Source organism: Isoptericola sediminis (genome assembly GCF_013085345.1).
Lineage (GTDB): Bacteria > Actinomycetota > Actinomycetes > Actinomycetales > Cellulomonadaceae > Isoptericola > Isoptericola sediminis.
This window is the reverse complement of sequence record NZ_JABFAJ010000024.1, coordinates 288,620-304,802: the sequence shown is the minus strand read 5'-3', so window position 1 is coordinate 304,802 and position 16,183 is coordinate 288,620. Positions and strand designations below refer to the sequence as shown.

At 75.0% G+C, this 16,183-nt stretch carries 19 protein-coding genes; 6 read left to right on the top strand and 13 right to left on the bottom strand.

Annotated elements, in window-relative coordinates; translation table 11 throughout:
• Positions 1–27 precede the first annotated feature (27 nt).
• Complete coding sequence (locus tag HLI28_RS13860; protein ID WP_343035845.1) at positions 28–714, top strand: DUF5701 family protein; 687 nt, start codon at positions 28–30, stop codon at positions 712–714.
• On the top strand, positions 711–1,400 hold the full coding sequence (locus HLI28_RS13855) for a hypothetical protein (protein ID WP_171248141.1): 690 nt from the start codon (positions 711–713) through the stop codon (positions 1,398–1,400). The genes HLI28_RS13860 and HLI28_RS13855 overlap by 4 nt, the downstream gene beginning before the upstream one ends.
• 29 nt (positions 1,401–1,429) lie before the next feature.
• On the opposite strand, the gene HLI28_RS13850 is transcribed toward HLI28_RS13855, so the two are convergent.
• The 3 genes from HLI28_RS13850 to HLI28_RS13840 are packed head-to-tail and all read right to left on the bottom strand — an operon-like array spanning position 1,430 to position 5,135.
• Complete coding sequence (locus HLI28_RS13850; protein ID WP_171248140.1) at positions 1,430–1,849, bottom strand: hypothetical protein; 420 nt, start codon at positions 1,847–1,849, stop codon at positions 1,430–1,432.
• Entirely contained in the window at positions 1,849–3,141 is a 1,293-nt protein-coding gene (locus HLI28_RS13845; protein ID WP_171248139.1) for a TRAM domain-containing protein, read from the bottom strand. The genes HLI28_RS13850 and HLI28_RS13845 overlap by 1 nt, the downstream gene beginning before the upstream one ends.
• Before the next feature lie 11 nt (positions 3,142–3,152).
• Positions 3,153–5,135 (bottom strand): amino acid permease, encoded by a 1,983-nt coding sequence (locus HLI28_RS13840; RefSeq protein ID WP_171248138.1) that lies wholly within the window; start codon positions 5,133–5,135, stop codon positions 3,153–3,155.
• Positions 5,136–5,226: 91 nt separating this feature from the next.
• Between HLI28_RS13840 and HLI28_RS13835 the strand changes: the two genes are divergently transcribed.
• Positions 5,227–5,883: a potassium channel family protein gene (locus HLI28_RS13835; protein WP_171248327.1), complete on the top strand. Its 657-nt coding sequence runs from the start codon at positions 5,227–5,229 to the stop codon at positions 5,881–5,883.
• Positions 5,883–6,557, top strand: a complete 675-nt coding sequence (locus tag HLI28_RS13830) for a potassium channel family protein (RefSeq protein WP_171248137.1) — start codon at positions 5,883–5,885, stop codon at positions 6,555–6,557. Before HLI28_RS13835 ends, HLI28_RS13830 begins: the two co-directional genes overlap by 1 nt.
• A gap of 39 nt (positions 6,558–6,596) precedes the next feature.
• Here HLI28_RS13830 and HLI28_RS13825 read toward each other — a convergent pair whose 3' ends face one another.
• The 4 genes from HLI28_RS13825 to dut all read right to left on the bottom strand — a co-directional run bounded on the left by HLI28_RS13825 (position 6,597) and on the right by dut (position 9,102).
• Positions 6,597–7,388 (bottom strand): DUF3159 domain-containing protein, encoded by a 792-nt coding sequence (locus HLI28_RS13825; RefSeq protein WP_343035844.1) that lies wholly within the window; start codon positions 7,386–7,388, stop codon positions 6,597–6,599.
• Entirely contained in the window at positions 7,385–7,753 is a 369-nt protein-coding gene (locus HLI28_RS13820) for an OB-fold nucleic acid binding domain-containing protein (protein ID WP_171248136.1), read from the bottom strand. The genes HLI28_RS13825 and HLI28_RS13820 overlap by 4 nt, the downstream gene beginning before the upstream one ends.
• Position 7,754: 1 nt before the next feature.
• Positions 7,755–8,522, bottom strand: coding sequence for a DUF3710 domain-containing protein (locus HLI28_RS13815; RefSeq protein ID WP_171248135.1), 768 nt, complete (start codon positions 8,520–8,522; stop codon positions 7,755–7,757).
• A 94-nt stretch (positions 8,523–8,616) separates the two neighbouring features.
• Positions 8,617–9,102 (bottom strand): dUTP diphosphatase, encoded by a 486-nt coding sequence (gene dut / locus HLI28_RS13810; protein WP_304604156.1) that lies wholly within the window; start codon positions 9,100–9,102, stop codon positions 8,617–8,619.
• A gap of 43 nt (positions 9,103–9,145) precedes the next feature.
• Between dut and HLI28_RS13805 the strand changes: the two genes are divergently transcribed.
• Positions 9,146–9,643: a DUF3093 domain-containing protein gene (locus HLI28_RS13805; protein WP_171248134.1), complete on the top strand. Its 498-nt coding sequence runs from the start codon at positions 9,146–9,148 to the stop codon at positions 9,641–9,643.
• A gap of 105 nt (positions 9,644–9,748) precedes the next feature.
• On the opposite strand, the gene HLI28_RS13800 is transcribed toward HLI28_RS13805, so the two are convergent.
• Positions 9,749–10,048 carry a DUF4193 domain-containing protein gene (locus HLI28_RS13800; RefSeq protein ID WP_171248133.1) on the bottom strand — a complete coding sequence of 100 codons (300 nt, stop codon included), beginning with the start codon at positions 10,046–10,048 and terminating at the stop codon, positions 9,749–9,751.
• A gap of 193 nt (positions 10,049–10,241) precedes the next feature.
• The gene (locus HLI28_RS13795) at positions 10,242–11,072 is read right to left on the bottom strand and encodes an inositol monophosphatase family protein (RefSeq protein ID WP_343035843.1); all 831 of its coding nucleotides are present in this window, start codon (positions 11,070–11,072) and stop codon (positions 10,242–10,244) included.
• Positions 11,073–11,188: 116 nt separating this feature from the next.
• On the opposite strand from HLI28_RS13795, the gene sepH reads away from it, so the two are divergent.
• On the top strand, positions 11,189–12,502 hold the full coding sequence (gene sepH / locus HLI28_RS13790; protein ID WP_171248132.1) for a septation protein SepH: 1,314 nt from the start codon (positions 11,189–11,191) through the stop codon (positions 12,500–12,502).
• Between the two features lie 2 nt (positions 12,503–12,504).
• Here sepH and HLI28_RS13785 read toward each other — a convergent pair whose 3' ends face one another.
• The 4 genes from HLI28_RS13785 to HLI28_RS13770 are packed head-to-tail and all read right to left on the bottom strand — an operon-like array spanning position 12,505 to position 16,181.
• Complete coding sequence (locus tag HLI28_RS13785) at positions 12,505–13,146, bottom strand: thymidine kinase (RefSeq protein ID WP_171248131.1); 642 nt, start codon at positions 13,144–13,146, stop codon at positions 12,505–12,507.
• Between the two features lie 13 nt (positions 13,147–13,159).
• Positions 13,160–14,371 carry an MFS transporter gene (locus tag HLI28_RS13780; protein ID WP_171248130.1) on the bottom strand — a complete coding sequence of 404 codons (1,212 nt, stop codon included), beginning with the start codon at positions 14,369–14,371 and terminating at the stop codon, positions 13,160–13,162.
• The gene (locus tag HLI28_RS13775; protein ID WP_171248129.1) at positions 14,368–15,585 is read right to left on the bottom strand and encodes an alkaline phosphatase family protein; all 1,218 of its coding nucleotides are present in this window, start codon (positions 15,583–15,585) and stop codon (positions 14,368–14,370) included. Before HLI28_RS13775 ends, HLI28_RS13780 begins: the two co-directional genes overlap by 4 nt.
• On the bottom strand, positions 15,582–16,181 hold the full coding sequence (locus tag HLI28_RS13770; protein ID WP_171248128.1) for a DUF5998 family protein: 600 nt from the start codon (positions 16,179–16,181) through the stop codon (positions 15,582–15,584). The genes HLI28_RS13775 and HLI28_RS13770 overlap by 4 nt, the downstream gene beginning before the upstream one ends.
• Between the last annotated feature and the right edge of the window lie 2 nt (positions 16,182–16,183).

Genomic DNA, 16,183 nt, shown 5'->3' with positions numbered 1-16,183 from the left:
ACCCTGACGTCCGACGGAAGGAGCCCCGTGCCCGCCGCCCTGCCCCCGGTGCCGGCCCAGGCCGACCGCCTCGTCGCGCTGGGCCTCGTGCCCGACGACGGCACCCCGGCCGCCCCGGACCGTCTCGACGCCGCCGGCCTCCGCTCGGCCGCCCGGCGCCTCGCCGTCGACGCACCGCCCGGCGCGCTGCTCGTGGTGCACCCGCGCCACCTCTCGCCGTCGGCACTGGCCCCGCACCTGCGACGCACGGTGCGCACCCGCACGGGCGTCGTCGAGCGCGAAGGGTTCGTGGTCGAGGACATGACCGACGTCGACGCGTTCGGTCCGGTCGACGGCCTCGAGGTCCCGGACGCCGACGTCTACCTCGTGAACGGACCGGAGCGCGGCGACGAGATGGCGAACGCCTCCCCGCAGGAGGCGGCGGCCCGGATCGCCGCGCGTGGCCGCTCCCCGCTCACGCTCGCCGAAGGCGCCCAGTGGGTGCTGCAGGACCCGGAGGTTCTCGAGCCCGGGCGCTGCTTCATGACGATCGGCTCGCGACGACGCCGGCCCGACGGCACGTACGACGCCCGCACCCCGGCGCTGTGGATCTCCGGCGGCACCGGACGGGACGGCAGCACACGCCGCGGTGCGACCAAGATCGGCTGGTGCTGGTGGCGCAACCGGCACACCTGGCTCGGCGTCGCCTCGACGGATGACAGGCTGGACCCATGACGACCCCCACCGCCGTCGTCGAACGGCCGATCGTGACCTTCCTGCCCAGCCCGTTCCTCGGCCCCGCCGTCTGGGAGCCGGTGGCCCAGCGGCTGCGCTCGCACGGCTGGCAGACGCTCGTCGCCGACACCCGGGGCACCTCGCCGGAGCAGGTGCTCGACCGGTGCGAGGCGTCGTTGCCCGACGACGACCTCCTGGTGCTGGTGCCCCACTCGAACGCCGGTCTGTACGTCCCCGCGATCGCCGCGGCGGGCCCGCTCGCCGGCACCGTCTTCGTCGACGCCGCGCTGCCACCCGCCTCCGGCGAGGCTCCCCTGGTGCCGCCGGACCTGCGGGAGCAACTGCGCGACCTCGCCGACGCCGACGGGCTCCTGCCCCCGTGGCCGTCCTGGTGGCCGCGCGAGGAGGTCCGCCGGCTCCTGCCCGACGACGCCACCCTCGACCGGCTGGAGGCGGAGGCACCGCGGATGCCGCTCAGCTACACCGAGTCCACCGTGCAGGTCCCCGCCGGCTGGGAGCGGGGCCGTCTCGCCTACCTCTCCTTCGGCGACACCTACGCCCGCGAGGCGCAGCGCGCCCGCGAGGCCGGCTGGCCCACCGACTCGCTGCCCGGCGGCCACCTGCACCTGCTCACCGACCCCGACGCCGTCGCCGCGTCCCTGGCGGGACTGCTCGCGCGGATCTGACGGGCGCCGGTGCGCGGCGACGTCCCGGGTCAGCCGACGAGCTCGAGCTCGACCTCCAGGCTGTCCGGGTCCACGCCGTCGGGCAGCCCCACGACGCTGGTGGTGTAGACGACGTCCATGGTGCACACGGGCCCGCCGTCGACCTCGAGGCGGACCGTGACCTGGTTCCCGTCGGCCGTGACCGACGTCGGTCGCCACGGGCACGACGAGCTCCCGGCCGCGTAGACGGCGAGCCGGCCGTCCTCGCCGAGCACCCAGCCGGGTTCGCCGTCCACGGGCTCGTCCTGCGCCACGCCCGCGGGCACGCCCTCGTACGTCTGCAGGACGGGGTCGTCGGACGGCTGGCGCGCCAGGACCGCCACGAGCAGGCCGACCAGGACGACGGCGGCCACGACGGCCAGCCGCAGCGGCAGCCAGCGCCGCACGCCCCGCCGCTCCGGCCCTCCCATCAGCGCTCCAGGACCGCGACGGCCTCGACGTGGTGCGTCATGGGGAACAGGTCGAAGGCGCGCAGACCCGTCAGCCCGTAGCCGTGCTCGGCCAGGTAGCCGACGTCACGCGCCAGCGCGGCGGGGTCGCAGGCGACGTAGACCACCCGGGTCGGACGGCGGTCCGCGATCGCCTGCACCACGGCACGTCCCGCGCCGGCCCGCGGCGGGTCGAGCACCACGACGTCGGCCTCGCCGGCACCGTCGCCGGCCGCGTCCCCGTCGAGCAGCACCGTGTCCACGGCACCGAGGTGCAGCTCGACCTGCGGGGTGTCGTGGGCGTTGCGGCGCGCGTCCTTGACGGCCCGGGGGTCGGACTCGACGGCCACGACCCGGCCACCGGAGCCCACGGCCGCGGCCAGCGGCAGCGTGAACAGCCCGGCACCGGCGTACAGGTCGAGGACCCGCGCGCCGTCCAGGTCGCCGGCGGCCTCCAGCACGGCGTTCGCGAGCACGCCCGGCGCCTCCCGGTGCACCTGCCAGAACCCGTCGGCGGTGACGCGGTAGCGGTGCTCCTGGCCGCCCACGGTCACCTCCTCGGTCACGGCGCGGCGCGCGTTGGCACGGGTGTCGGGCCGGCCGCGGCGCCAGGGCACGCCGTCGACGAGCAGGACCGGCGCCGACCCGGACGCGGGCGCCACGAGCTCCAGCCGCTGCCCGGCGCGCCAGCGACCGCCCCAGACGCCCTCGGCGTCGGCGAGCGCCGCCACCTCGGGCGTCGCCAGCGGCATGCCGTCCAGCGGCACCACCCGGTGGGACCGGAACGCGCGCATGCCCGCGCGCCCCTCCTCGTCGGTGACGAGCTCGACGCGGGTGCGGTAGCCGAGCCCGCCCCGGACGTCGTCGCCCGGTGCCGCCTCGACGGCGACCGGCCGCTCCAGCCCCGCGAGGCGCTGCAGCTGCTCGGCGAGGACGTCGGCCTTCCAGCGGCGCTGGGCGGGCAGCGCGACGTGGGACAGCTCGCCGCCGCCGGCTCCCCCGGGTCCGGCGGCCGGCCACGCCGGGTCGACGCGGTCGGGCGAGGCGTCGAGCACCTCGACGGCGTCCGCCCTCCAGAAGCGCTTCCCGCCCTCGGTGACCCGGGCGCGGACGCGCTCCCCGGGCAGGGTGTGGCGCACGAACACCACCCGGCCCTCGTGACGGGCGACGCAGTGCCCGCCGTGCGCGACGGGACCGGTCTCGAGCTCGAGCTCGAGACCGACGTCGGGGTCGGCGGGACGGGGGCGCGGGGCGGAACGGCGAGGTCGGGGCACGTCCCCTATTCTCACCCGCTCTGCTCGGACTCGAGTCCCGTCTGCCCCTCCGACGACGACAGCTGGTACGGCACCGAGGCCACCACGACGCCCGGGGTGAACAGCAGCCGGCCCTTGAGTCGCAGGGCGGACTGGTTGTGCAGCAGCTGCTCCCACCAGTGCCCGACGACGTACTCGGGGATGTAGACGACCACGAGGTCGCGCGGGGACTCGCGGCGGACCGAGCGCACGTACTGCAGCACCGGCCGGGTGATCTCCCGGTAGGGCGAGTCGAGGACCCGCAGCGGCACCGGGAGGTGCAGCGCCTCCCAGCGTTCCCGCAGGTCGGCCATCTCCGCGGGGTCGACCCCGACGGTGACGGCCTCCAGCACGGACGGCCGGGAGGCGCGCGCGTACGCCAGGGCCCGCATGGTCGGCTTGTGCACGCGCGAGACGAGCACGACGGCGTGCACCCGGCTGGGCAGGGCGCGGGCACCGGAGATGTCGTCCAGCGCCAGCTCGTCGCGCACCCGCGAGTAGTGCTGGTGGATGCCCCGCATGAGGACGAACAGCAGACCCATCGCGACCAGCGTGATCCAGGCGCCGTGGGTGAACTTCGTCACCAGCACGATGACGAGGACCGCCGCGGTCAGCACGAAACCGACGCCGTTGACGGTGCGCGACCACTTCATGCGGGTCCGCTCGCGCGGGCTGGGCTCCTTGCGCAGGGCCCGGGTCCAGTGCCGCAGCATCCCGAGCTGGGACAGCGTGAACGAGACGAACACACCCACGATGTAGAGCTGGATGAGCGCCGTGACCTCGGCGTCGAAGGCGAGGATCAGCACCCCGGCCGCGATCGCCAGGGTGACGATGCCGTTGGAGAACGCCATGCGGTCACCGCGCGTGTGGAGCTGGCGGGGCAGGTAGCCGTCCTTGGCCAGGATCGAGCCGAGGACCGGGAACCCGGAGAAGGCCGTGTTCGCCGCGAGCAGCAGCACCAGGGCGGTGACACCGACGACGACCATGGCCACGATCCCCGCGCCGCCGAAGATCGTCTCGGCGAGCTGGGCCAGCACGGGGTGCTGCTCGTAGCCCTCCCCCACCGGCTCGCCCCCGCGGGTGAGCTGGGTGGTCGGGTCCTCGACGAACTTCACGCCGGTGGCCTGCGCCAGGAACAGGATGGTCATGAGCATCACGGCCGAGATGCCGCCGAGCAGCGCCAGGGTGGCGGCCGCGTTGCGCCGCTTGGGGCGCTGGAACGCCGGGACACCGCTGGTGATCGACTCCACCCCGGTCAGCGCGACCGCGCCGGAGGCGAAGGCCCGCGCCACGAGGAAGGCGCCGGCGATGCCGACCAGTCCCTGCTCGAACCCGGCGCCGGGCACGAGGTCGAACCCGGCGCTCTCCGCCTGCGGCAACCCGCCGGTGAGGTGGCGGACGGCACCCACGACGGCCAGGATCCCGACCGCTGCCATGAAGCAGTAGATGACGACGACGAACACCCAGGAGGACTCCCGGACCCCGCGCAGGTTGACGACCGTCAGCGCCGCGAGCAGGCCGACGGCCACCCACGCCTCGACGTCGCGTGCGGCCGGGACGAGCACGGTGAGGTACTGCGCCGCGGCGGACAGCGACACCGCCACCGTCAGGACGTAGTCGAGCAGCAGGGCCGAGGCGACGCCGATGCCCGCCGTCGGCCCGAGGTTGGTGGTCGCGACCTCGTAGTCGCCGCCGCCGGAGGGGTAGGCCCGCACGATCTGGCGGTAGGAGGCGACGACCACCAGCAGCACGACGACGACGACGAGCCCGACCCACGGCGAGACCGCGGTGGCGGCCAGGCCCGCCAGCGCCAGCATCAGCAGGATCTCGTCCGGCGCGTACGCCATCGACGACAGCGCGTCCGAGGCGAACACGGGCAGCGCGACCCGCTTGGGCAGCAGAGCCTGCTTCGTGCTCTCGCTGCGCAAGGGGCGTCCTAGGAGCAACCGCTTGGCGGCGTCCGCGATGTCCGACACGATGACACATGCTATGCCCAGCACCGCCCGCTGGCCGGGTCGGCAGCCGTCCTGACCTGGGTATAGCGTCTGGCGTGTGCACTTCGTGATCATGGGCTGCGGCCGCGTGGGTTCCACGCTCGCGCAGACGATCGAGTCGAACGGCCACTCGGTGGCGGTCATCGACCAGAACCCGGACGCGTTCCGCCGCCTCCCCGCGGACTTCTCCGGGCACAAGGTCACGGGCGTCGGCTTCGACCGCGAGACCCTGACCCAGGCCGGCATCGAGGACACGTACGGGTTCGCGGCGGTGTCCGACGGCGACAACTCGAACGTGCTGGCGGCCCGGGTCGCCCGGGAGACCTACGGCGTCGAGCACGTCGTGGCCCGCATCTACGACCCGCACCGCGCGGAGATCTACCAGCGGCTCGGCATCCCCACCGTGGCCACCGTGCGCTGGACCGCGGACCAGGTCCTGCGCCGGATGCTCCCCCTGGGCGCCACGGACGAGTACCGCGACCCCTCCGGCGCGGTCCGCCTGGCGCAGGTCGACCACCACCCGGGCTGGCTCGGGCTCTCCGTCCGCCGGATCGAGGCCACCACCGGGGCGCGGGTCGCCTTCATCACCCGGTACGCCGAGGCCCGCATCGCCGGGCCGGACACCCTGCTGCAGGAGAACGACGTCCTGCACGTGCTCATGCACGCCGACGACGCGGCGCGGGTCGAACGGCTGCTCACCCATGCCCCGGGCCCGGAGGAGGAGGACTGATGCGCGTCGTCATCGCCGGGGCCGGGTCGGTCGGCCGGTCCATCGCCTCCGAGCTGCTGGCCAACGACCACGAGGTCGTCCTGATCGACAAGAACCCGTCCGCCATGCGCGTGGCGCAGGTGCCGGACGCCGACTGGCTGCTGGCCGACGCCTGCGAGACGGACTCCCTGACCGGTGCCGACGTCTCCTCGGCGGACGTCGTCGTCGGCGCGACCGGCGACGACAAGGTCAACCTCGTCTTCTCCCTGCTGGCCAAGACCGAGTTCGCCGTGCCGCGCACCGTGGCCCGGGTGAACAACCCGCGCAACGAGTGGATGTTCGACGACTCGTGGGGCGTGGACGTCGCCGTGTCGACGCCCCGGATCATGACGGCGATGGTCGAGGAGGCCGTCTCCGTCGGCGACCTGGTGCGGATCTTCACCTTCCACCAGTCGGGTGCCGACATCTTCGAGGTCACCCTGCCCGAGGAGTCGCCGTTGGTCGGGCTGCGGGTGCACGACGTCCGCTGGCCCGCGGACACCGTGCTCGCCTGCGTGGTGCGCGGGACCCAGCCGTTCAACCCCACCGACGACGACGCCCTGGAGGCCGGCGACGAGCTGATGTTCGTCACCGGGCAGGAGGCCGACCCGTCGGTGCTGCAGCAGCTCGTCGTCGACGGCCCCGAGCTCGGCTGAGCCGGAGGTGCAGCGCAGGGTGGAGCCCGACGGGCTCGGTCAGGCGCGCTCGGGGGTGCCGGCCTCGGCGGCGTCCCGGTGCGCGCCGCGCACCACGACCCAGGTCAGCCACAGCACGAGGCCCCACAGCGGCAGACCGAGCGCCAGGTGCATCGTGCCCAGCCAGCCGACGTCGCCGTCGAGGTAGAGCGGCACCTTCACCGCGAGCCGGACGGCGAACAGCCCGACCCAGAACCAGCTGGCGATCGTGTACCGCCGCACGAGGTCCGCGTCCGCGCGCCAGGCGACCAGCGGGGCCCACGGGCTGGGCTGCTCGGCCTCGTCCTCACGGGACCCGGCGGCCGGGCGCTGCGCGGACGCCTGCTCGGCGAACCCGGAACGGATCGCCTCGACGAACAGACCGACCAGCGGCCAGCGCACGAGGATGGACACGACGAAGGCCACCAGGTAGGCGGCGTTCGTCCACAGGCCCCAGACGTAGAAGTCCTCGGCCTCGCCCGAGGTCCAGGCCCAGATGACGCCGACGGCGATGCCGAGCACGCCGCCGACCGCCTGCGTGACCGGGGTGCGCTGCACGAGACGCGCCCCGACGGTGACCAGCGCCGCGACGCCCGAACCCACCAGGGCCCAGGTCAGGTCCAGGGTCAGGACGTACACGACGACGAACACCAGCCCGGGCAGCACCGCCTCGACGACACCGCGCACGCCGCCGATCGCCTCACCGAGGGAGAACGAGTCCCCGGTCACGGCGCGCACGCCGCGGCGCGCGACGGAGTCCGCGGGACCGGTCTCGTGCTCGGGCGGCCGCTCGCCGCCCTGCCGCCCGCTCACTCGCCCGCCCGTGCGCGCAGCTCGTAGCGCGGGTTGAACATGGCGCGTCGCCCGTCGCGGGTCGTCACCATGCCTTCCACGCGCAGCCGCCGGCCCGGCTGGATGCCGGCGATCTGACGGCGGCCGAGCCAGACGAGGTCGAGGGTGCCGGAGCCGTCGTAGAGCTCGGCCTCGACGGTCGGGACGTCCTGGCGCGGGTGCAGGACCACGGAGCGCAGGACGCCGGCGACGGAGTACCGGTGCCGCGGGGCCACCTCCGCCAGGGCCGTGCACCCGGCGACCATGGCCGCGGCGCTGCGCTCCTCGTCCGCGGCGACGCTGTCGGTGGAGGCCAGGGCGGACCTGACCATGCTGCGCAACGACATGTCAGCGGGTCTCGGTGATCTCGGGGCCGCGCTGCAGCGGGTCGAAGCTCGGCTCCTGGGGGGTCGCCCCGGCCGGGCCGTCGGACTCCGCGCCCGCGCCGCGCTTCTGCTCGGGCAGGGTGAGGGTCAGCAGGTCGCGCGGGGGGCGCGGGCTGCCGTCACGGACGACGACGACGTTCGCGAACACCGACTCCAGCGGCTTGGCGGCGTCGGCGTCGACGGCGGCCCGCCCGGACAGCACGCCGCGCAGGAACCACCGCGGCCCGTCGACACCGATGAACCGGGCCGGGCGGACGCCCGTCTTGCCCTCGGAGGTCTGGGCCGGGATGCGCGCGATGAGCTCGCGGCCGAAGGTGCCCGGCACGTCGTCGACGGTGCCGCCCTGCTTGGTCAGCGAGGCGGCGATCTCCTCGCGCACCTCGTCCCAGATCCCCATCGTCTTGGGTGCGGCGAACGCCTGGACCTGCAGGATGGACCCCTTGAGGGACGCGGCCACCCCGGTGACCTTCTGCGACTTCTTGTCGACCTCCATGCGCAGCTGCAGCCCGGGCAGGACGGGCAGCCAGATGGCGCCGAGGTCGACCCGCGCACCCAGGGACGAGACCTGCGAGGAGTCGAAGGGACCGCGACCGGTCGGCCGGGCGCTCTCCTCGCCCTGGTCGGACCCGGTCGCCGCCGGGGCGTCGTCCGGGGTCGGGGAGGTCGAGGTCGCGTCCGCCGCGGCGGACTCCGTGTCCTTCGTCGACGCCTTGCGCCGGAACAGACCCACCAGGGAGCTCCTTGTCTCGTCGGTCGCCACGGCGCTGCGCCGTGCCTCGTGCCCAGGGTAGACCGCTGGCGAGAGCGGTCGGGAACAGTGCAGGTCAGCCCTGCGCGAACCCTCCGCTCGACCCGAACCCGCCGGTGTCGCGCTGCGACCCCGGCAGGCGGTCGGCCACGAGGAACCGGGCGTGCTCGACCCGCTGCACGACGAGCTGAGCGACCCGGTCGCCGCGGCGCAGCCGGACGGTCTCCGTGGCGTCGGTGTTGGCCAGGACGACCTTGATCTCCCCGCGATAGCCGGCGTCGACCGTCCCGGGGGCGTTGACCACGGTGACGCCGTGCTTGGCAGCGAGCCCGGAGCGCGGGTGGACGAACGCGGCGTAGCCCTCGGGCAGCGCGATCGCCAGCCCGGTCGGCACGACGGCGCGCGCGCCGGGCGCGAGGTCGACGTCGACGGTCGTGACCAGGTCGGCACCCGCGTCACCGGGGTGGGCGTAGGTCGGGGCGACCGCGGCATCGTCCAGCAGCGTCACGAGCACGTCGAGCGTGCTCGGGTCGGTCAGCGGCGGGCTGGCGTCATGGGGCACCCGCGCAGCCTATCGGACCGCGCAGACCTGCGATGATGAGGCCATGAACGACGCGCCCAGCCGCTCGGGGAACCCGGCGGAGCCCGCTCCTGCCCCGCTGTTCCGGGAACGTCTCCTGCCCGGCCCCGGCGCCTGGGTCGCCTCGATCGGCCTCGGCGTCATCGTGGCCGTCACCCTGCTGCCGCTCGCACCCCTCGTCGCCCCCGGGGCCGGGGTGCTCGTCGCCGCTGTCGTCGTGGTGACGCTCGTCGCGACCGCCCCCGTCGTCGAGGTGGCGGACGGCGAGCTGCGCGCCGGCCCCGCCCGCGTGCCGGTGGAGCTGCTCGGCGGGGTGACGCCGATCTTCAGCGCCGAGGAGATGCGCACCGCGCTCGGGCCGGAGCTCGACGCCCGCGCCTACGTCTGCCTGCGCAGCTGGGCGCGCACCGGCCTGAAGGTGGTGCTGCGCGACCCGCTGGACCCGACCCCCTACTGGCTGGTCTCCACGCGGCGCCCGGACGAGCTCGCCGACGCCCTGGTGCAGTCGGGTGCGGGCGCCTGAGCCTGTCCGCCACGTCCCCCGACACGACGAAGGCCGTCATGTCGAGGACATGACGGCCTGGGTCTCGGGTGTCGGGTCACGCCCGTCCACGGGGTGTGCGGGGTGTCAGGCCGCGCACTCCGTGCAGATCATCTGGCCCTTCTTCTCGTAGGCCAGCTGGCTGCGGTGATGGACGAGGAAGCAGCTCGAGCACGTGAACTCGTCCGCCTGGCGGGGCAGCACGCGCACCGCGAGCTCTTCTCCGGACAGGTCGGCGCCCGGAAGCTCGAAGCCTTCCGCAGCCTCCGTCTCGTCCTCGTCGACGACACCCGAAGACTTGTCGGAGCGGCGGGTCTGGAGCTCCTGGATCGAGTCCTGCTCCGCGTCGTCCTCGTTCTTGCGGGGTGCGTCGTAGTCGGTTGCCATCTGTGCTGTCACGCTCCGTGGAGTGGGTGTCGGTACGCGCTGATAATGCTTGCCGATCAGGTTTTGTTCCCGTTCGGCCCACGGATTGTGCACCATCCGAGCCGGGCTCGCGACAACTTGCGGTGTCGCGCCGGTCACATGCCCCCTGGCCTGCGCGAACAGTACGGTTCACCCTGCGCGAACGCAAGGTGCTTCAGGCACCCGCTTCCTCGAGGAGCGCGACCAGCTCCGCCTGCCGGTCGGGCGACCCGGCGACCGTCATGCGCCGCGTCGCCGGCGCGCCGTCCAGACCGCTGAGCACCGCACCCGCCTCGACGGCGACGAGACCGCCGGCGGCCATGTCCCACGGGTTCAGTCCCCGCTCGTAGTAGAGGTCGAGGCGTCCGTCGGCGAGCAGGCAGAGGTCGATGGCCGCCGACCCGAGGCGCCGGATGTCCCGCACACGCGGCAGCACGTGTCTCAGCACGCGGGCCTGCTCGGCACGCCGCTCGGCCTCGTACCCGAACCCGGTGCCGACCAGGCTGGTGGCGAGCGAGTCCGCCCGGCGCACCTGCACGGGGAGGCCGTCGCGGTCGGCGCCCTGCTCCCGCGCAGCGGTCCAGGTCACGCCGTCGACCACGGAGTGCACGGCACCGGCGAGGGGTGTCCACCGGGCGGGGTCGGGGTCACCGGCCACGATCGCCACCGAGACCGCGTAGGAGGCGACGCCGTAGAGGTAGTTGACCGTGCCGTCGATCGGGTCGATCACCCAGGTCAGCCCGCTCGTCCCGGTGACGTCGTCCCCCTCCTCGCCGAGGATCGCGTCGTCCGGCCGGCGCGCGGCGAGGCGTCGCCGCAGCAGGTCCTCCACGGCACGGTCCATGGCCGTGACGGGGTCGACGGCGCTGGACTTCGTCGCGGCCACCTCGACCTCGTCGGGCCGACTGCCCCGGACGAGCGCACCCGCCTCCATCGCGAGGGAGCGGGCGAGGGTGCGCAGGTCGCTGGTCTCGGACGCGGACGGGAGGGAGGGTGTGGTGGTCACCCCTCCATCCTGCCCGATCCGCGGCACACCGACGGAACCTGCCCCCCGGACGGCGGCGACGGTGGCACGCTCGACGGAGCAGGCCCGTCAGGCGGGCGGGCGGTGAAGGAGGAACCATGGCAGAGCTCGAGCTCGTGACGCTGCACGAGGACGCCGAGCGCCTGGTCCTGCGCGGTCCGGACGGCGCGGAGCACACGCTCGCGATCTCCGAGGCGCTGCGCGCCGCCGTCCGGCGCGACCGCCCGCGGACCGAGGCGCTCCAGGCCCAGTCGCAGACCCCGCTGCGTCCCCGCGAGCTGCAGGCACGCCTGCGGGCCGGTGCCACGGTCGAGGAGCTCGCCGCGGAGTCGGGGCTGCCGTCGGAGCACGTGCGCCGCTACGAGTGGCCCGTGGCCGCCGAGCGCGACCACGTCATCGGCCAGGTGCGCAACCACCGGACCGACCCCGAGGGTGACGCCACCCTGGGCGAGCTCGCCGACGCCCGGCTCGCCGCCCGCGACGTCGACGCGGCCGAGGCGGTCTGGAGCGCCCGGCGCACGGGGACGGCCCCCTGGCACGTCGAGGTGCGCTTCGTGGCCGGGGGGCGCGACCGGTGCGCCGCGTGGACGTTCGACCCGCGCAGCCGGGCGGTGACGGCCATGGACGACGAGGCCCGGTGGCTGGGCCAGCCCGACGACCCCGTCTCCCCCGAGATCCTCGGCGTCCCGACCGAGCCGCGGCGGCGTCCCACGCCCCCGCCCGACCCCGCTTCGGAGGCGACGGAGCTGCTGCTCGACGACCTGGCGGGCCGACGGGGACAACGGCCCCACCGCACCCGGCCGGCTCCGCGCCCGGGTGACCAGGAGCTGCCGCTCGGCCTCGACGGCGGACCGCCAGCCAGGACCGACGACGGCGCGAGCATCGTCGACCTCGGCGCACGCCGGGACGCGCACCGCTCCTCGCGCGCCGAGAACACCTCCTCGGCGCCGGACGCCGCCGAGGACCCGGAGCGGTCCGGACGACCGGACCCTGCGGCGGAGCCCGACGGGCCCGACGGGTCCGCGCCCGACGCCGGGGCCGAGGACGCGTCCCACGACCGCGGCACGGACCACGAGGACGGTGACCACGGTGCCGAGCACGCCCCGGTGCCCGTTCCCCCGCCGATGTCGACGCCGGTGTCGGCACCGGTCCCGGCGCCCGTGCCCCGGCCGGCCGTGCCGGCACCGGCGACCACGGACCGTTCGTCGTCGCCGGACGACGCCGGGTCGCCGGCACAGGACACCAGGTCATCGGCGGACGACACCGGGTCGCCGGCGGACGACACCGTGGCGGCGACGGGGACCGGCACGGACGACCCGTCGCCACGCCCCCGACGCGGTGCCCGCAAGGGTCGCGCCCCGATGCCGAGCTGGGACGAGATCGTGTTCGGTGGCGCACGGCCCTCGTCCTGAGGTCAGGGCACGTCGAGCAGCCCGTCCGCCGGGGCGAGCCGCCGCGCGACCCCGGCCGTCATCCGCCGCATGTGGTGGCGCCGGCAGAGCACCTCGTAGGCGACCTCGTCGGCCGAGCTGACGTCGCCGACGACGACCTGGTCGCCCTCGACGACCATCACTCCCCCGACCGTGCGGGCGTTGTGGGTCGCCCGCGCCCCGCACCAGCACAGCGTCTGCACCTGCAGGGCCTCCAGCCGGTCCGCGAGCTCGACCAGGCGGGTCGACCCCGGGAAGAGCCGGGAACGGAAGTCGGCGGTGATCCCGAAGCAGAACACGTCGATCTCGGTCTCGTCGACGAGTCGCGCGAGCTGTTCCACCTGCTCCGGCGAGTAGAACTGCGCCTCGTCGCACACGAGGTAGTCCACCAGGTGCCCGCGCTGGCGCTCGGCGGAGATCTCCTCCCAGAAGTCGGTGTCGTCGTCGACCTCGCGGGCCCGGACCTCGAGCCCGAGCCGGGAGGAGATCCGTGCGGTGCCGGCGCGGTCGTTGCGGGTGAAGATCAGCCCGTGGCGACCCCGCGCCCGGTGGTTGTAGTCGGTCTGCAGGGCCAGCGTCGACTTGCCGCTGTCCATGGTCCCGGAGAAGAAGACGAGCTCGGCCATGGGGACGATCTTGTCAGACGTCGCGCCGCGGGCCCCGCCGCCGACCCAGCAGGCCGCGAGCGCCCCGGGACCGACGCACCGCGTGGGGCAGCAGCACCAGCAGCGGCACCGCCGAGAGGCCGAGCGCACCGCTGACACCGACACCCTGGGCGACGAACCCGACCCCGAGAGACCCGGCGCCCGTGCCGCCGTCGTACGCGATGTTCCAGGCGGCGCTCGCCGTGCCGGTGCCGGCGGGGCCCGCCTCCCGGAACATCAGCACGAGCGTGTCGTTCTGCAGCGCTCCGAACCCCAGCCCGTACAGCAGCCCGCCGGCGCTCGCCAGCACCAGGGCGGACGTCCCCTCCAGCAGCCCGGCCGCGCCCGCGATGCCCAGCGTGCCGAGGGCACAGGCGCCGATCCCGAACGGGAGCAGGCCGCCCACGCCCTCGGAGTCGGCCCGCACCCCGGCCCACCACCGGCCCGCCGTCATCGCGACGCTGACGGCGAGCAGCACCAGTGAGGCCGTCGCGGCGGGGAAGGCCAGCGGGACGAAGGACGTCGTCCCGCCGAACGCGCAGGCGGCCACCAGCAGGAGCACCCCGGAGCCGGCCAGCGTCCGGTAGCGCACCGGGCCGCCGACCACCGCGGCGGGGTCCTCCTCGAGGGGGCCGACTGCGGACGGGTCGCCCCGGCGGTCCCGCTCGCGCACGCCGGCCATGACCACCGCGCCGAGCACACCGGCGCCGCCGGCGGTGACGAACACGACGGCGAAGCCGAGGTGCTCGGCCGCCCACACCCCGACGGGGAGCAGCAGGGCCTGCGGAGCGCCGATCGCGACGCCGTAGGCGCCCAACCCGCGCCCGCGCCGCTCGGGCGGCACCAGCTCGGCGACGAGCGCGCTGCCCGCCACGACCAGGAGCCCGAACCCGACGCCCCGCACCGCGGAGACGAGCAGGACCCACCCCACGGCCGAGGAGACCAGGTAGGCGAAGGTCGGCGCCCCGAGCAGCAGCGCGCCCAGCATCGAGGCCCGGCGCAACGACAGCACCCGCAGGAGGCGCGGCATGGCGAGCTGGGTGGCGACGGTCGCTCCCATGAGCACACCGGTGGTCGCCCCGACGCCTCCCGACCCGGCGCCGCCGTCGGCGGTCCACAGGGGCACGACCGAGAGCAGCGGGGCGAATCCCGCGAAGGCGAACGCGGTCGCCCAGAGCAGGAGCGGGAAGTCCCGGCCCGACCTCACCCGCCGGCGGCGATCAGCGGGACGGTCATCTCGGTCTCGGTGAGGGAGCCGTGCACGCCGGGCATCTGCCGGGCGGCGGAGGGGTGCAACCGGGAGTCGACGACGGTCGCCCGCCCGCGCGCGGCGACCAGGACGTCGCCGACGACGGGCCGCACGTGGTCGGCGACGGGTCCGAACCACCCCGCCGCGATCGCGGCCTCGCCGGTGACGACGACCGCGTCCTCGCCGAGCTCGTCGGCCCACCGGTCGGCGACCGCGGCGACGTCGGCGCCGGGTGCGGTGTACACGTGCGTCATGCGGGGTTCGCCGCCGAGCAGGACCACGTCGGCGGCGAGCGCGGGCCGGGTGGCGACGTCGTGCTGCGTGGACAGGTCGGAGGTCACCTGGCCGTGGTCGGCCGTGACCAGCACGAGGGTGCCGCGCGGGGCGGACCGTACGAGCCGACGGAGCTCGGCGTCGGCGTCCTCCAGGGCGTCACCCCACTGCCACGAGTCGGGACCGTGCTGGTGCCCGACCTTGTCGACGTCGCCGTGGTACAGGTACACCAGCCCGTCGTCGCGCAGGGCCGTCAGCGTCGCGTCGACGCGGTCGGCGAACCGTTCGGCCACCACGTACCGCGGTCCGCGCAGGGCCGCGCGGGTCATCCCCGAGTCGGAGAACTTCCGCGGCCCCGGCGCCACGACGCTCACCGCGGCACCGGCCTGCTCCAGGACGGTCGGCTCACGCTGCAGCGCGGCGGGGTCGACCGCCAGCGGGGCCGAGGTCTTGGTGCCGGGCCGGTAGGGGTCGGACTGCTCGGTCCACGACACCATCGTGGCCAGCCCGCCGGTGTCCGGGTTGCGCTGGGTGTAGCCCAGCAGCCCGGTCAGCCCCGGGGACGTGCCCGTGCCGAGCGTGGCCAGGGCGGACGCCGTCGTCGACGGGAAGCAGGTGGTCAGCGACCGCGCCTGCGGCAGCAGGCCGCGCAGGAACGGTGCGTGACCGCCGCGTTCGGCGAGGTTGTGCAGGCCGAGGCCGTCGACGAGCACCACGACCACGCGACGGACGTCGGGCAGGCCGAGCGCGGCGGCCGCGTCGAGGGAGTGCAGACCGGTGGCGGTGGTGAGGTCCAGGCCCAGCGCGCCGGCCGCGGCGGGCAGCACGGCGGCCAGCGAGCCGGTGCCGTAGGACGGCGTGACCAGACCGGCGGGCAGGGCGTCGAGGTGTGCCGTCATCGCGACGAGCGCCCGCTGACGCCGGTGGCGGCGGACAGCTCGCGCGCGAAGTGCACCGCCCGGCGGACGGCGTCGCCGCCCTCGGCGGCCGAGCTGACGCGCACCACGACGTCGTCGGGGGTGAGCTGGCCGGTGAGGCCGTGGTCCGCCTCGCAGCTCGGGTCGCCGCACTGGGCCGGCTCGAGGTCGATGCGGGCGACGGCACCCCAGCCGACGGCGAGGTTCAGCTCGGCGGCCGCGTCGCCGGGACGGTGGTCCGCGGGCTCGGCGACGATGTGGGTCAGGGCCACGGACCGGATCTCCGGCAGCGGGACCGCCTCGGTGGTGGCGGCGGCCGAGGACGGGTTCGCGGCGTCGCCCTCGTGGTCGTCCACGTGCGCGGCGACGAGCCGCGTGGGCGTGAGCACCAGCACGGTGAGGTGGCGCCGCACCTGGCTGTCGAACGTCGTCTCGGCCTGGACGAGGTGCGCCAGGACCGGCTCGTCCGCGAGCGCGACGTCGAGGACGTCGGTCACCAGGTCGGGGTAGTACCCGGCACGGTAGACGTGGGCACCGAGCTCGTCACGAAGGTTCTTGCGTGTGGTCGCAGAAGGCACGG

What these genes read in the sequence shown, in the direction of transcription:
- HLI28_RS13850 (WP_171248140.1), bottom strand. Translation starts at nt 1,849, where the DNA reads ATGGGAGGGCCGGAGCGGCGGGGCGTGCGGCGCTGGCTGCCGCTGCGG.
- HLI28_RS13785 (WP_171248131.1), bottom strand. Translation starts at nt 13,146, where the DNA reads ATGGCCGAGCTCGTCTTCTTCTCCGGGACCATGGACAGCGGCAAGTCG.
- HLI28_RS13805 (WP_171248134.1), top strand. Translation starts at nt 9,146, where the DNA reads ATGAACGACGCGCCCAGCCGCTCGGGGAACCCGGCGGAGCCCGCTCCT.
- HLI28_RS13830 (WP_171248137.1), top strand. Translation starts at nt 5,883, where the DNA reads ATGCGCGTCGTCATCGCCGGGGCCGGGTCGGTCGGCCGGTCCATCGCC.
- HLI28_RS13775 (WP_171248129.1), bottom strand. Translation starts at nt 15,585, where the DNA reads ATGACGGCACACCTCGACGCCCTGCCCGCCGGTCTGGTCACGCCGTCC.
- HLI28_RS13800 (WP_171248133.1), bottom strand. Translation starts at nt 10,048, where the DNA reads ATGGCAACCGACTACGACGCACCCCGCAAGAACGAGGACGACGCGGAG.
- HLI28_RS13820 (WP_171248136.1), bottom strand. Translation starts at nt 7,753, where the DNA reads ATGTCGTTGCGCAGCATGGTCAGGTCCGCCCTGGCCTCCACCGACAGC.
- sepH (WP_171248132.1), top strand. Translation starts at nt 11,189, where the DNA reads ATGGCAGAGCTCGAGCTCGTGACGCTGCACGAGGACGCCGAGCGCCTG.
- HLI28_RS13855 (WP_171248141.1), top strand. Translation starts at nt 711, where the DNA reads ATGACGACCCCCACCGCCGTCGTCGAACGGCCGATCGTGACCTTCCTG.
- HLI28_RS13835 (WP_171248327.1), top strand. Translation starts at nt 5,227, where the DNA reads ATGGGCTGCGGCCGCGTGGGTTCCACGCTCGCGCAGACGATCGAGTCG.